This window comes from Billgrantia zhangzhouensis (assembly GCF_021404465.1).
GTDB classification, from domain to species: Bacteria; Pseudomonadota; Gammaproteobacteria; order Pseudomonadales; family Halomonadaceae; genus Halomonas; species Halomonas zhangzhouensis.
This window is the reverse complement of sequence record NZ_JABFTT010000004.1, coordinates 275,281-289,297: the sequence shown is the minus strand read 5'-3', so window position 1 is coordinate 289,297 and position 14,017 is coordinate 275,281. Positions and strand designations below refer to the sequence as shown.

Below are 14,017 nucleotides of genomic sequence, written 5' to 3'. Positions count from 1 at the left end.
TGCCATCAATCTCTCACGCGAACCAGCAGTCCCTGCTGATTGATTCGTTCTTTCACCGCGTTCATGGCCCGCTCACCGGCTTCCGAAGAGTCGAAGGGGCCGACATAGACCGTGGTCATGTTGTTGTCGCGCTGCCGACTATAGGCAGGAAAACCCTGCTCCTGCAGCCGCACCAGCAACCGCTCGGCATTGCCCGCCTCACCGAAGCTGCCCACCTGAACGGCCCATTCGCCGCCGGGCGAAGCGCTCACGGCGGCTGTCTGGCGCTCAGGCTCGGGGCTGGAGGAAGCCGGCTGGTTGCTTTCCAGCCGCTCGGAGGCAGCCTGGGCCAGATCGGCGATCGGATCCTGACGAGCGGTCTCGGCCGGCGCTGAAGGCTGCTCCGAGTCGCTATCCGCAGTGCCTGGCTGAACCGCCACGGCGGGGGCCGTCTCCACGCGAGCCGCTTCACCGGGATCGGGCTCGACGTCTTCGAGGGGGGGTTGCGGCTCCATCCGTGCGGGACTCGTCTCGGGAGTGCGAATCTCACCCAGACTCTCCGGCGGCTGCGGGTCGGGCACGTTACGCCGCTCCACCGGAACCGGTTGCTCGATGGTCAGCATCGGCTGGGGGCGCTCGTCGCGAGGCGCCGGCTCGTCGAACAGCATCGGCACGAAAATGACTGCCAGGGCGATCAGGATGATGGCCCCACTGATTCTTTCGCGCATTCCGTACTTCATTTGCCCTCCTGCCCCAGCCAGGCCGACTGCGCCTGCTTCCATGCCAGTATGGCCGCCACCATGAAGAAGGAGCCGCATACCAGCACGCGATCATCCGGTGCCAGACGCCCAGACAGCCATTCGGCGCCAGCCTCGGGCGACTCGGCCTGGTAGGCGACATGACCGCCTTGATTCTCGATGCGGCCCGCCAGGTCGGCTGCTGCGCGCGCCCGTTCGCCGGCCAGGGTCACCGCTACCCAGCCATCCGCCACCTTGGCCAGAGCCTCGACGACCCCATCGGCATCCTTGTCGGCCAGCATGCCAAGCAGCACCCAGGTGCGTCCACGGCATGGCTGCGCCGAGAGCTTCTCCGCAAGATAGCCCGCAGCATGCGGGTTATGGCCCACGTCCAGGCACCATTGCCCCAACCATTGCATGCGGCCAGGGACTCGCAACTCACGCAGGGCCAGCCGGCAGCTCACTTCATCGAGCGCCATGCCGGCTGCGGCCAGCGCCTGCAGTGCCGTTGCCGCATTGTCCAGCGGCAGCCCCGGGTCGGGCAAGTCTTCCAGGCTCGGCGAGGCGTCATCGCCAATGGTTCCCTGCCAGCCGAAGCGGCCTGAAACGCCCGCTTGCCAGCGAAACTCCTGCCCCAGCGCCAGAACCGGAGCACCGCAAGCCTCGGCACACTGGCGTACGCTGTCGGGAAGCTCGTTGCTACCCAGGATGGCAGGGCTTCCGGCACGCATGATCCCGGCTTTCTCGCGGCCAATTCCCGCAAGGTCGGTGCCAAGGAAGGCCGCGTGGTCGAGAGCGATGGTCGTGATCACGGCGATGTCGGCATCGATGACGTTGACCGCGTCCAGGCGGCCGCCCAGCCCCACTTCGAGCACAGCGAGATCAGGCGAGTGATGGGCAATGGCCCACAACGCCGCCAAGGTTCCGGCCTCGAAGTAGGTCAGGCTGACGGGCTCGTCGGCCAGGCGTGCGGCCTCGACGGCTTCGAAGCCGGCAATCAGCGTGGCATCGTCTGCCTCGGCACCGTCGAGACGCAGCCTTTCGTTGTAACGCAGCAGGTGCGGCGAGGTGTAGGCGGCCGTAGTCAAACCGTGCGCCCTGGCCAACGCCTCGATCATGGCGACGGTCGAACCCTTGCCATTGGTCCCGGCGACCGTGATCACCCGCGGCGCCAGGCGATTGTCCAGCAGCCCCATGCGGCGGGCCACCTCGGCCACCCTGTCGAGGCCAAGGTCGATGCCCACCGGGTGGAGCCGTTCCAGGTAATCGAGCCAGGCCTCCAGGGTACGAGACGGAATCGCAGCCATCACGGGCAATCAGCGCGCCGGGTCGCCACGATCGAGGTTCTCGGACGACGAAGTTTCCTCCGACGTACCCGTCTCGACCGCATCGATGTATTCGCCCTCTTCCGCTTCTGCGCGCTCGGCCTCGTCAACCAGGTCCGGCTCGAGAAGCACGTTCTCTTCGAGGCCGCTGGGGGGCTGATGGGTCAGCTTGCGCAGCACGCCACCGAGGCGGTCACGCATTTCGCCACGATGAACGATCATGTCCACCGTGCCGTGCTCGAGCAGGAACTCGCTGCGCTGGAAGCCTTCGGGGAGCTTCTCGCGCACGGTCTGCTCGATGACGCGAGGGCCGGCGAAGCCGATCAGGGCATTGGGCTCGGCCACGTTGAGATCGCCGAGCATGGCCAGCGACGCCGAAACGCCACCGAACACCGGGTCGGTCAACACCGAGATGTAGGGTACGCCAGCCACGCGCAGGCGCTCCAGCGCCGCCGAAGTCTTGGCCATCTGCATCAGCGAGAAAAGCGCTTCCTGCATCCGCGCCCCGCCCGAGGCGGAGAAGCAGACGAAGGGAATACGCTCCTCGAGCGCCAGGGTGGCCGCACGCACGAACTTCTCACCCACTACCGCGCCCATGGAGCCGCCCATGAAGGTGAACTCGAAGGCCACCACGACCACAGGCAGGCCATCCAGCGTGCCGCGCATGGCTACCAGAGCATCCTTCTCGCCGGTTTCCTTCTGAGCCGCGCCAAGGCGATCCTTGTACTTCTTCGAATCGCGGAACTTGAGGCGATCCACCGGCTCCAGATCGGCAGAGATCTCCTCTCGCCCATCCTTGTCGAGGAACCAGTCGAGCCGCTTGCGCGCCGTCAACCGCAGGTGATGGTCACATTTAGGACAGACGTTGTGATGCTTCTCTAGTTCGGGCAGGTAGAGTACCGCCTCGCACTTTGGGCACTTGCGCCACAGGCCGTCGGGCACACTGGCCCGCCGGTCCTTGCGCTGAATCCGCCCCATGGAGGGAACAATCTTGTCGAGCCAGCTCATGTCAGAAAGACTTCCGTATGCTGTTGCGTCCGGCGATACCGGGCGTCATGAGTCGAAATCGTGGGCAAGGACAGCCTCGTGGCTAATGCGCCGGCAGCGCATCCAGAGCCTGGCGCATCTCACCGAGAATGGCCTTGAGTTCTCCAGCAATCGCTTCCGGTCGCTCGGCGTGCTCGGCGATACGGTTGACCAAGGCACTGCCAACGATGACACCATCGGCAACCTTGCCGACCTCGGCGGCAGAAGCACCGTCACGAATGCCGAAGCCGACGCACAGTGGCAGATCGGTCAAGCCACGCAGCGGTGCCAGGTGCTCGGCCACATCCGCGGCGTTCAGCGTGGCGGCCCCGGTCACCCCCTTGAGCGCGACATAGTAGAGGTAGCCCTCGCCATGGGCGCATATTGTAGCGGCCCGTTCCTGCGATGTGGTAGGGGCGACCAGAAAGATCGAAGCCAAACCCTGCTGCTTGAGGATGGGCCCGAACTCGTCGGCCTCTTCGGGCGGCATGTCCACGGTCAGCACACCATCGACGCCAGCAGCGGCGGCCTGCTCGGCGAAAGCTTCGAGACCGATACGCTCGATAGGATTGAGATATCCCATCAGCACGATCGGGGTCTGGTCGTCACGCTGACGGAATTCGCGCACCATTTCGAACAGATGGGTGAGGCGTACGCCGTGCTTGAGCGCCCGCTCGCAGGCCTTCTGGATCACCGGACCATCAGCCATGGGATCGGAGAACGGAACTCCCAGTTCGATCACATCGGCACCCGCTTCCACCAGGGCATGCATGAAGCCTACCGTGTAGCGTGGAGCCGGATCGCCGGCGGTGATGTAGGGGATCAGTGCGCGACGCCCCTGGGCCTTGAGTTCGGCGAAACGTTCATCGATTCGATTCATCGTCAAAACTCCAGGCCGTCGATCTTGGCGACCGTCATGATGTCCTTGTCGCCGCGGCCGGAGAGATTGACCACGATGTTCTGGTCGGGACGCAGGGTCGGGGCCAATACCTTGGCATGCGCCAGAGCATGGGCCGATTCCAGCGCCGGCATGATGCCCTCCACCCGGGTCAGCTCGCGGAAAGCCTCGAGCACGGCGTCATCGTTGGCCGCCACGTATTGCACCCGCCCCACGTCCTTCCACAGCGCATGTTCGGGTCCTACGCCAGGGTAGTCCAGGCCGGCCGAGATCGAGTGGGTATCCGCCACCTGGCCGCCTTCGTCGGACATCAGATAGGTGCGATTGCCATGCAGCACGCCACGTGGCGCATTGGAAGCCAGCGGTGCCGCATGGCGCCCGGTTTCGACGCCGTCGCCGCCGGCTTCGACACCGTACATGGCGACGTCGTCATCCTCGACGAAGGGGTAGAACAGGCCCATGGCGTTGGAGCCGCCCCCCACGCAGGCAATCAGCGCATCGGGCAACTTGCCGAATTCTTCGAGCGACTGGCGGCGCGCCTCGCGGCCGACCACGGCGTTGAAGTCGCGTACCAGCATGGGATAGGGGTGTGGCCCGGCCACGGTGCCGATGATGTAGAAGGTGTCATCGACGTTGGTGACCCAATCGCGCAGCGCCTCGTTCATGGCATCCTTGAGCGTGCGGGTGCCGGACTCCACCGCAATCACGTTGGCCCCGAGCAGACGCATGCGATAGACGTTGAGCTTCTGGCGCTGCACGTCCTCGGCGCCCATGTAGACCTCGCACTTCAGCCCCAGACGCGCCGCGACGGTGGCCGTCGCCACGCCGTGCTGGCCGGCACCGGTCTCGGCAATCACCCGCGGCTTGCCGCTCATCTTGGCCAGCAGCGCCTGGCCGATGGTGTTGTTCACCTTGTGCGCGCCAGTATGGTTGAGGTCTTCGCGCTTGAGCCAGATCTGTGCCCCGCCGAGCTGCTTCGACCATCGCTCCGCATGGTAGAGCGGAGAAGGACGGCCCACGTAATGGGCCAGATCATAGTCGAATTCGGCCTGGAAACCGGGATCTTCGCGAAGACGCATGTAGGTCTTCTCCAGATCGTCCAGGGCGAAGCTCAGGGTCTCCGAGACGAACCGGCCGCCATAGGGGCCGAAGTGGCCGCGGGCGTCCGGCAGTCGGGTCAGGTCACTGAACTTGCTCACTAAAGACACCTCATAGGGTCGCCATAAGGGACAGGGGTTGGGTCAGCTTGGGCAAAAGACGATCATGCCAGGCGCTTGCGATCCGCCTCGGCCACCGCCGCGGCAAACGCCGACAACAGGCAGGGATCCTTGCAGCCGGGCTCGGCCTCCACACCTCCGGAAACGTCCACCGCAAAGGGGCGCACGCACTCGATGGCGTCGGCGACATTGTCCGCCGTCAGCCCACCCGCGAGAATAACAGGTTTTTCAAGACTTGCGGGGATTCGCGACCAGTCGAAGGTCTCGCCGGTACCGCCCGGCATCCCCGGGCGATAGGCATCCAGCAGCAGCGCCTGGGCGCCGTCATAGGCCGTGGCGGCGGCGTGCAGATCGAGATCGTCGCGCATGCGCAGCGCCTTGATCCAGGGCCGGCCAAAGCCGGCACAGAATGCTGGCGTCTCGTCGCCGTGGAACTGCAGCAGGTCGAGGTGAACGGCACTGCGCGCGATGAGTTCGGCGTTCTGATCGACGAACAGCCCCACTCGAGTGACGAAAGCCGGCACCTGGGCTGCCAATGCGGCAAGGCGCTCCTCGTCGACGCAGCGCTTGCTACCCGGCCATAGCACGAACCCCAAGGCATCGGCACCGGCAGCCACGGCATCGGCCACGTCACGTTCTCGGGTCAGGCCACAGAATTTGATGCGGGTACGTGTCGGTTGCACACAGGGTACCGTCATGACTCGCCCTCCTTCGCCATGGGCGCGTTACCCGCAGCTTCGGCCATGGGCCGGCCCCGACGAAATTCGACCATGGAACACACCGGCAGTTCGCGTTCACCGGTCCACTCGCCGAGAAAGGCCAGCAGGTTCGGCCCCAGCGGCTCACGCGGCAGGTCCCAGGCCTCGTCGTAGAGCGAGTCGACGAAGTGCAGCCCGCAAGCGGGCGCGGTAACGTCGGAGAGCGTACGATCCCTGAGCGCCAACAGTTCGGCCAGGTAGTCGTCGCCACGCTCGCCACGCCCCACGGTGACCAGGGCGCCGACGATGTTGCGGATCATGTGGTGCAGGAACGCATTGCCCTGTACGTCGACCACCACTAGCGGGCCGTGGCGGTGCACCTCGATGAAGTGCAGGCGACGCCAGGGCGTCTTCGACTGGCAACCCGCCGCACGAAAGCTGGAGAAGTCGTGCTCGCCCACCAGCGCCTGGGCCGCACGATGCATGGCCTCGGCATCCAGTGGGTCGCGGCACCAGGTGACGTTGGCGCGCTCCAGCACCGGCCGGCTCGGCTGGTTGAGAATGAGGTAACGATAACGACGCGCCAGGGCCTTGAAACGGGCGTGGAAGCCGTCGGACACCTCGCGCACCCAGCGCACCGCGACATCGCGCGCCAGGTTGGCATTGACGCCGAATACCCAAGCCTTCTGCGAGCGGGGCGCGGGGGCGTCGAAGTGTACGATCTGGCGCGTGGCGTGCACGCCGGAATCGGTTCGACCGCTGGCATGCACCGTTACCGGCTGGCTCGCTACCTTGGAGAGTGCCCGCTCCAGCTCGGCCTGGACCGAGGGGGCATGCTTGAGCCGCTGCCAGCCGCAGTAAGCGCTGCCGTCATATTCCACTCCCATGGCCAAACGGCCGCTCAGGGGGTGACGATCGTCGAGAGGTCGGAACAGGGTCATGCCACCGTCAGTGTCGATAATGTGAGAGCAATACCTGCGCCTCGTTGCGCAGGTGGAAATTCCCGGCCCCGTCGCCCAGACGCTGCAGCACCGGACGAGCGCGTTCCAAAACGGGGCATCTCCTGCAGGAGATACCCCGTCAATGCCACTTCAACGAGCATTACTGCTCGCGGAGGATCTTCAGCATGCGCTTGAGAGGTTCGGCTGCGCCCCACAGCAGTTGATCGCCAACGGTGAAGGCCGAGAGGTACTCGCCGCCCATGTTCAGCTTGCGTAGACGTCCCACCGGAATGGACAGCGTACCGGTGACAGCGGCCGGTGTCAGGCCGGCAATGCTGGCTTCCTTGTCATTGGAAATCACCTTCACCCACTCGTTGTGCTTGGCGATGCGCTCCTCGATTTCATCTAACGGCACATCCTTCTTCAACTTGATGGTGAAGGCCTGGCTGTGCGAGCGCATGGCGCCGATGCGTACGCACAGACCATCGATCGGGATCGGGCTGGATTGCAGACCGAGGATCTTATTGCTCTCGACACTGCCTTTCCACTCCTCGCGGCTCTGGCCATTGTCAAGCTTGGTGTCGATCCATGGCAGCAGGCTGCCAGCCAGCGGGGCGGTGAAGTTGTCGACCGGGAAATCACGGCCCTGCATGGCCGCGGCCACCTTGCGGTCGATGTCCAGAATCGCACTGGAAGGATTGTCGAGCTCGCTCTTGACCACGTCGCGCAGTGCGCCCATCTGATTGAGCAGCTCGCGCATGTGCTTGGCACCGGAGCCGGAGGCGGCCTGATAAGTCATGGAAGTCATCCATTCGATCAGGTCGGCCTCGAACAGCCCGCCCAGTCCCATCAGCATCAGGCTGACGGTGCAGTTGCCGCCGACGAAGGTCTTGGCACCATGCGCAAGTTGCGCATCGATGACGTGACGGTTGACGGGGTCGAGCACGATGGTCGCCTCGTCCTCCATGCGCAGGGTACTGGCGGCATCGATCCAGTAACCCTTCCAACCACTGCCGCGCAGATCGCCGTAGACTTGCTTGGTATAGTCGCCACCCTGACAGGTGATCACCACATCCAGCGCCTTGAGTTCGTCGATGTCGGTGGCATCTTTCAGCGGAGGCACGTCCACGCCGATGTCGGGGCCGGGCTGACCGACCTGGGAGGTGGTGAAGAAGATGGGCTCGATGCCATCGAAGTCTCCATCCTCCTGCATGCGTTGCATGAGCACGGAGCCCACCATGCCACGCCATCCGACGAAACCGACTTTCAACATATGTGAAGTCCTCCTGGAAAGTATGAGGCCAATAGTATACACGACCCGGGCTCACCTCGCAGGCGAGCCCGGGCCCAGGATAACGGCAATGATGTGCGTTGGCGTTCAGGCCGCCTCGAAAGCCGCCAGCACCGCGTTGCCCATTTCGCTCGTCGATACTGTGCGCGTGCCCTCGGAGGCAATATCCGCGGTCCGCAGGCCGTCATCCAGCACTTTCCCGACAGCATTTTCGATGCGAGCCGCCAGTTCAGGCTCGGAGAGCGAATAGCGCAGCATCATCGCCACCGAGAGGATGGTCGCCAGCGGATTGGCGATGCCCTGGCCGGCGATGTCCGGAGCGCTGCCATGACAGGGTTCATACATGCCCTGGCCGCTCTCGTTGAGCGAGGCCGAGGGCAACATGCCGATGGAACCGGTCAGCATGGCGGCAGCGTCGGAGAGAATGTCACCGAACATGTTGCCGGTGACCATCACATCGAATTGTTTGGGCGCACGCACCAGCTGCATGGCGGCGTTGTCGACGTACATGTGCGAAAGCTCGACGTCGGGATACTCCGGCGCCAGCCGCTCCATCACCTCGCGCCACAGGATGGTGACCTCGAGCACATTGGCCTTGTCGACGCTGCACAGGCGCTTGCCGCGCTTCTGCGCCAGCTCGAAGGCGACCCGGCCGATACGCTCGATCTCGCTCTCGGAGTAGACGTAGGTGTTAAAGCCGACACGCTGGCCGTCGCGCACCTCGATGCCACGGGGCTGGCCGAAGTAGATACCGCCGGTCAGCTCGCGCACGATCATGATGTCGAGGCCTGCCACCAGCTCGGGCCTGAGACTGGAGGCGCTGGCCAGTTGCGGGTAGGTGATGGCCGGGCGCAGGTTGGCGAACAGGCCGAGGTTCTTGCGCAGGCCGAGCAGGCCCTTCTCGGGGCGCTTGGACAGGTCCTCGAGCTTGTCCCACTTGGGACCGCCCACCGCGCCGAGCAGGATGGCGTCGGCGGCCTTGGCCTTGTCCAGCGTCACGGCGGGCAGCGGCTCGCCATGTTCGTCATAGGCGCTACCACCCACCAGCGCCTCCTCCACCTCGGCGTCGAGCCCACGGGCCTGACAGGCAGCCAGGATGCGGCTCGCCTGGGCAGTGATCTCGGGGCCAATGCCGTCACCCGGCAGTACCAGAATTTTACGTGTCATCGTCGCTTCCTTGTTCAAGCGCTATCGCGGAACAGCCAGGGACGTTCCTGCCGATGCTTCTCCTCGAAGACGCGAATGGCGTTCTCGTCCTGCAGGGTGATGCCGATGTCGTCGAGCCCTTCGAGCAGACAGTGCTTGCGGAAGGCATCGACCGCGAACTCGAGGATCTCGCCCGAGGGCGTGATCACCCGCTGGTTCTCGAGGTCCACGTCGAGACGATAGCCTTCGTTCGCCTCCACCTCGCGGAACAGGCGGTCGATAACGTCCTCCGGCAAGGTGATCAGCAGCAATCCGTTCTTGAAGGCGTTGTTGTAGAAGATATCGGCAAAGCTCGGCGCGATCACCACGCGGAAGCCAAAGTCCTCCAGCGCCCAGGGGGCATGCTCCCGCGAGCTGCCGCAACCGAAATTGCGTCGCGCCAGCAGCACGCTGGCGCCCTGGTAGCGTGGCTGGTTGAGCACGAAATCGGGATTCAACGGGCGCTTGGAGCAATCCTGCCCCGGATATCCCTCGTCGAGATAGCGCAGCTCGTCGAACAGGTTGACGCCGAAGCCGGTGCGCTTGATCGACTTGAGGAACTGCTTGGGGATGATCAGGTCGGTGTCCACGTTGGCGCGATCGAGCGGCGCGACGAGGCCCTGCTGACGTTCGAACTTTCTCATGCTCAAGCCTCCTTTGCCTGCTGGGGATCGTTGGCGGCGCTATCGCCGGCGAACCGGCGCACATCCACGAAATGTCCGGCGATGGCGGCAGCAGCGGCCATCGCCGGACTGACCAGGTGGGTACGCCCACCGTATCCCTGGCGGCCTTCGAAGTTGCGGTTGGAGGTGGAGGCGCAGTGCTCGCCGGCGCCGAGCTTGTCGGCGTTCATTGCCAGACACATGGAGCAGCCCGGCTCGCGCCATTCGAAACCTGCCTCGATGAAGATCTTGTCGAGCCCCTCGGCTTCGGCCTGGCGCTTCACCAGGCCGGAGCCCGGCACCACCATGGCGAGCTTGATGGAGTCGGCCACCTTCTTGCCGCGTGCCACCTTCGCCGCCTCACGCAGGTCCTCGATACGCGAGTTGGTGCACGAGCCGATGAACACCTTGTCGAGCTTGATCTCGGTGATCTTCTGCTTGGGCGCGAGGCCCATGTACTCCAGCGCCCGGGTATAGCCGCGCTTGACGGAGTCATCGTTCTGCTCGGCCGGGTCGGGCACTTCGCCGGAGATGCCGGTGACCATTTCAGGGCTGGTGCCCCAGCTCACCTGGGGTTCGATCTCGTCGGCATCCAATGTGACCACTTTGTCGAACTGGGCGTCCGCATCGGACACCAGGTTGCGCCAGTCCGCCACGGCGGCCTGCCACTGCTCGCCCTTCGGGGCGAAGGGGCGCTCGGCGAGGTAATCGATAGTGGTCTCATCCACCGCGATCAGGCCGACCCGGGCGCCGGCCTCGATGGCCATGTTGCACACCGTCATGCGTCCCTCCATGGAGAGGTCGCGAATGGCGCTGCCGGCGAACTCGATGGCATAGCCGGTACCGCCGGCGGTACCGATCTTGCCGATGATGGCCAGCACCACGTCCTTGGCGGTGACGCCAGTGCCGAGCTTGCCCTCGACGCGCACCTGCATGTTCTTCATCTTCTGCGCCAGCAGGCACTGGGTGGCGAGCACGTGCTCCACCTCAGAGGTGCCAATGCCGTGAGCCAGCGCGGCGAAGGCACCGTGGGTAGCGGTGTGGGAGTCGCCGCAGACCACGGTCATTCCCGGCAGGGTAGCGCCCTGCTCCGGCCCTACCACGTGCACGATGCCCTGGCGCGGGTCGTTTATCTTGAACTCTTCGATGCCGAACTCGACGCAGTTGTCGTCGAGCGTCTGTACCTGGATCAGCGACACCGGATCCTTGATGCCGGCATTACCCTCGGCACGTTCCTTCACGGTGGTCGGCACGTTGTGGTCCGGCGTGGCCAGATTGGCGTCGAGACGCCACGGCTTGCGCCCGGCCAGGCGCAGCCCTTCGAAGGCCTGCGGTGAGGTCACTTCGTGCAGCAACTGGCGGTCGATGTAGATCAATGCGGTACCATCGTCGCGCTCCTTCACCAGGTGCTGCGACCACAGCTTGTCGTAAAGCGTCTGGCCTGCCATATCGTTCTCCCGGGCTCTATGGCCCTTTTGCCTGTCCGGTCTGGGTTATCGCCGTGGCGTATCTCGCTGCCTACCACGCGGCTCTCCGTCGACAGGTCTCGCGGAGGCGCTGTAAACCCATCCCTGGGCGCTACTTTTGCCATCCATGGCAAAAGACCTCCGCTATGACCTGCCCCCGGCGCCGCTCACGCCTGCAGTGCACCGCTTGGTCCGTGCACTTACGTTTCCTGGCGTTAAAGCTATTAGGTGTTAGCCAGTCTTGCGCGGCTCGCTCATAAAAGCAATTCATGTTATTTATTCATTGGATTCCCAATAGGAATGCAAGCGATACGATGGACACCCAAAGCCTGCAGGCCTTCCTCGCCGTGGCCGACAGCGGCAGTTTTTCCCGCGCCGCCGAGCAGCTGCATCTGACCCAGCCGGCGGTCTCCAAGCGCATCGCCTCCCTCGAGGAGCAGACCGGCGCGCGGCTGTTCGACCGCATCGGCCGTCGCGTCACTCTCACCGAGGCAGGCCGGGTGCTGCTGCCCCGCGCCCGGCAGATCCTGGTCATGGTGGATGATAGCCGCCGCGCGCTGATCGACCTGACGGGGGATGTCGGCGGTAGCCTAACCCTCGCCACCAGCCACCATATCGGCCTGCACCGGTTGCCGCCGTTACTCAAGGCCTATACCCGGGCTCATCCGGAAGTGCGCATGGACCTGCGCTTCCTCGACTCGGAGCAGGCTTACCAGGGCGTGCTCGATGGTGAGCTGGAAATGGCCGTGGTGACCCTGGCACCGCATCCGGATCCTCAACTCGTCGTGGTGCCCGTATGGGACGATCGGATGTGCTTCGTCTGCGCCCACGATCATCCACTGGCCAGGCGTGGGCGGTTATCGCTGCACGAGCTGTGCACCTTCGGTGCCGTGCTTCCGGGGCCCATGACCTTCACGCGTACCTTGATCGAATCACGCTTTGCCGCCGCCGGCCTAGAGCTACCCGTGGCACTCACCACCAACTATCTCGAAACCCTCAAGATGATGACTTCCATCGGCCTGGGCTGGAGCCTGCTGCCGGAGCGGCTGGTGGCTGGCGAACTGCACGAGCTCGAGGTGGAACATTCTTCCATCCATCGCTCCCTGGGCTACTTGGTGCATCGCAGCCGTACCCTCTCCAACGCCGCACGGGCAATGCTGGGACTGCTGGAAGGGGCGCGTGACGTGGCGAGTCGCCGAACATGAGGAAATATTGTTAGACTGCTCACAATCCAACCGCCTCCACCTGGAGCCCTACACCACCGTGTCCTCTCCCGCCTCTCCTGCCACATCGACGCGCCATGCCCTGGCGGGCGTGTTGATTCTGCTTGGGCTGGTGCAGCAGATCCTCGGTTTTGCCGGGGCGTTACCTTTTCCGCACGGCGTCGGCTACGCCCTGTGGCTGGCCACGCTGCTACTGTGGCGCGACATTCCTCGCCGTACCCGCTGGCAAGCCGGTGCACTAGCCACCATTGGCCTGGGGCTGCTCATCCTGGCACGGTGGCGCTATACCAGCGACATCGCCTGGCCAGCGATCACCAGCGGCAATACCTATGTGGTGGCCATGCTGGTGGGCGTGAGTTTCATCGGCCTGATCGGCAATCGTCACGCCAACAAACGCCCCCTGGGCAGGCCGTTCACCGGCGTGCGTGGAACCGCTGGCACCTGGCTGGGCGTGCACCTGCTGGGCACCATTCTCAACCTCTCGACGGTGTTCATGATCGGCGACCGCCTGGCCCGGCGTGGCCCGCTGACCACGCCTCAACTGCTGGCACTGAACCGAGGACTCTCCAGCGCGGCGCTGTGGTCGCCCTTCTTTGCCTCCATGGGCGTGGTGATGACCCTGGTCCCGGGCATGGAATATTCGCGCATCCTTGCGGTGGGGCTGCCGCTGGCGCTGCTCAGCGGCCTCCTGACGACACTAGAACTGTCGCGGCGCTTCGATCTGGCCGAGGTGTCCGGTTTCTCGCTCTCTCCACGTAGCCTGCTAATGCCGGTATCGATGGCCATTCTGGTGATGTTGTTCCACTTTCAGCTCACGCCTCGGCTCGGCATCGTCAGCATTATCACATTTCTGCTGCCGGCCGTGGCACTGGCCAGCAACCTCCCGGCCGGGCCGCGCTGGACCCTGCGCCGCGTGCGCCAGCACACGCTGACGCGCCTGCCGACGATGCGCGGCGAGATTGCCCTGTTCCTCTCGGCAGGCTTGCTGACCCTGGGACTCTCCACCTTCGTCGCTGCCGCGACGGGCAGTGAATGGCGGCTGTTCTCTCATTTCGGCTCGGCCCAGGCCGTGACCAGCTTTCTCGCCATCGTCGCCAGCGCCGTAGCCGGGCTGCATCCGATCATCGGCGTTTCGGTGCTGGCTTCGATGCTGGACCTGCGTGGCAGTGAGCAGACACTGTTCGCCTTTACCGCCCTGGCCTCCTGGGCGGTGGGCACATCGGTAGGGCCGCTGTCGGGGATCAATCTGTCGCTGCAGGGCCGCTACGGCGTCAGCGGTTATCGCATGATGCGTCACAATATAGGGTACGCCCTGCTGCTCAGCGGCCTGGTGGTAGTGGCCATCCTCACGCTCGATGCCTGGCTGTAA

General features: G+C 64.6%; 13 protein-coding genes. 2 read left to right on the top strand and 11 right to left on the bottom strand.

Going from position 1 to position 14,017, the window contains the following annotated elements; all coding sequences use genetic code 11:
- Positions 1 to 5: 5 nt before the first annotated feature.
- From HOP51_RS06825 to leuC, 11 genes are all read right to left on the bottom strand, one after another.
- On the bottom strand, positions 6 to 719 hold the full coding sequence (locus HOP51_RS06825) for an SPOR domain-containing protein (RefSeq protein WP_234273192.1): 714 nt from the start codon (positions 717 to 719) through the stop codon (positions 6 to 8).
- Positions 716 to 2,023, bottom strand: a complete 1,308-nt coding sequence (folC, locus tag HOP51_RS06820; RefSeq protein WP_234273191.1) for a bifunctional tetrahydrofolate synthase/dihydrofolate synthase — start codon at positions 2,021 to 2,023, stop codon at positions 716 to 718. Before folC ends, HOP51_RS06825 begins: the two co-directional genes overlap by 4 nt.
- 9 nt (positions 2,024 to 2,032) lie before the next feature.
- Positions 2,033 to 3,049 carry an acetyl-CoA carboxylase, carboxyltransferase subunit beta gene (accD, locus tag HOP51_RS06815; RefSeq protein ID WP_234273190.1) on the bottom strand — a complete coding sequence of 339 codons (1,017 nt, stop codon included), beginning with the start codon at positions 3,047 to 3,049 and terminating at the stop codon, positions 2,033 to 2,035.
- 82 nt (positions 3,050 to 3,131) lie between these two features.
- On the bottom strand, positions 3,132 to 3,947 hold the full coding sequence (gene trpA, locus HOP51_RS06810; RefSeq protein ID WP_234273189.1) for a tryptophan synthase subunit alpha: 816 nt from the start codon (positions 3,945 to 3,947) through the stop codon (positions 3,132 to 3,134).
- 2 nt (positions 3,948 to 3,949) lie between these two features.
- A complete protein-coding gene (gene trpB, locus HOP51_RS06805) occupies positions 3,950 to 5,164 on the bottom strand; it encodes a tryptophan synthase subunit beta (protein WP_234273188.1) in 1,215 nt (404 codons plus the stop codon).
- A gap of 62 nt (positions 5,165 to 5,226) precedes the next feature.
- Positions 5,227 to 5,880 carry a phosphoribosylanthranilate isomerase gene (locus HOP51_RS06800; protein WP_234273187.1) on the bottom strand — a complete coding sequence of 218 codons (654 nt, stop codon included), beginning with the start codon at positions 5,878 to 5,880 and terminating at the stop codon, positions 5,227 to 5,229.
- Positions 5,877 to 6,821, bottom strand: coding sequence for a tRNA pseudouridine(38-40) synthase TruA (truA, locus tag HOP51_RS06795; protein ID WP_234273186.1), 945 nt, complete (start codon positions 6,819 to 6,821; stop codon positions 5,877 to 5,879). Before truA ends, HOP51_RS06800 begins: the two co-directional genes overlap by 4 nt.
- 160 nt (positions 6,822 to 6,981) lie before the next feature.
- On the bottom strand, positions 6,982 to 8,094 hold the full coding sequence (gene asd, locus HOP51_RS06790) for an aspartate-semialdehyde dehydrogenase (protein WP_234273185.1): 1,113 nt from the start codon (positions 8,092 to 8,094) through the stop codon (positions 6,982 to 6,984).
- 105 nt (positions 8,095 to 8,199) lie between these two features.
- Positions 8,200 to 9,279, bottom strand: coding sequence for a 3-isopropylmalate dehydrogenase (gene leuB / locus HOP51_RS06785; RefSeq protein WP_234273184.1), 1,080 nt, complete (start codon positions 9,277 to 9,279; stop codon positions 8,200 to 8,202).
- 14 nt (positions 9,280 to 9,293) lie between these two features.
- Positions 9,294 to 9,941, bottom strand: a complete 648-nt coding sequence (gene leuD / locus HOP51_RS06780; RefSeq protein ID WP_234273183.1) for a 3-isopropylmalate dehydratase small subunit — start codon at positions 9,939 to 9,941, stop codon at positions 9,294 to 9,296.
- A gap of 2 nt (positions 9,942 to 9,943) precedes the next feature.
- Complete coding sequence (leuC, locus tag HOP51_RS06775) at positions 9,944 to 11,407, bottom strand: 3-isopropylmalate dehydratase large subunit (RefSeq protein ID WP_234273182.1); 1,464 nt, start codon at positions 11,405 to 11,407, stop codon at positions 9,944 to 9,946.
- A gap of 332 nt (positions 11,408 to 11,739) precedes the next feature.
- Here leuC and HOP51_RS06770 point away from each other — a divergent pair, with 332 nt between their 5' ends.
- Both HOP51_RS06770 and HOP51_RS06765 read left to right on the top strand, forming a co-directional pair.
- On the top strand, positions 11,740 to 12,630 hold the full coding sequence (locus tag HOP51_RS06770; protein WP_234273181.1) for a LysR family transcriptional regulator: 891 nt from the start codon (positions 11,740 to 11,742) through the stop codon (positions 12,628 to 12,630).
- A 100-nt stretch (positions 12,631 to 12,730) separates the two neighbouring features.
- Positions 12,731 to 14,017 carry a hypothetical protein gene (locus HOP51_RS06765; protein WP_234273268.1) on the top strand — a complete coding sequence of 429 codons (1,287 nt, stop codon included), beginning with the start codon at positions 12,731 to 12,733 and terminating at the stop codon, positions 14,015 to 14,017.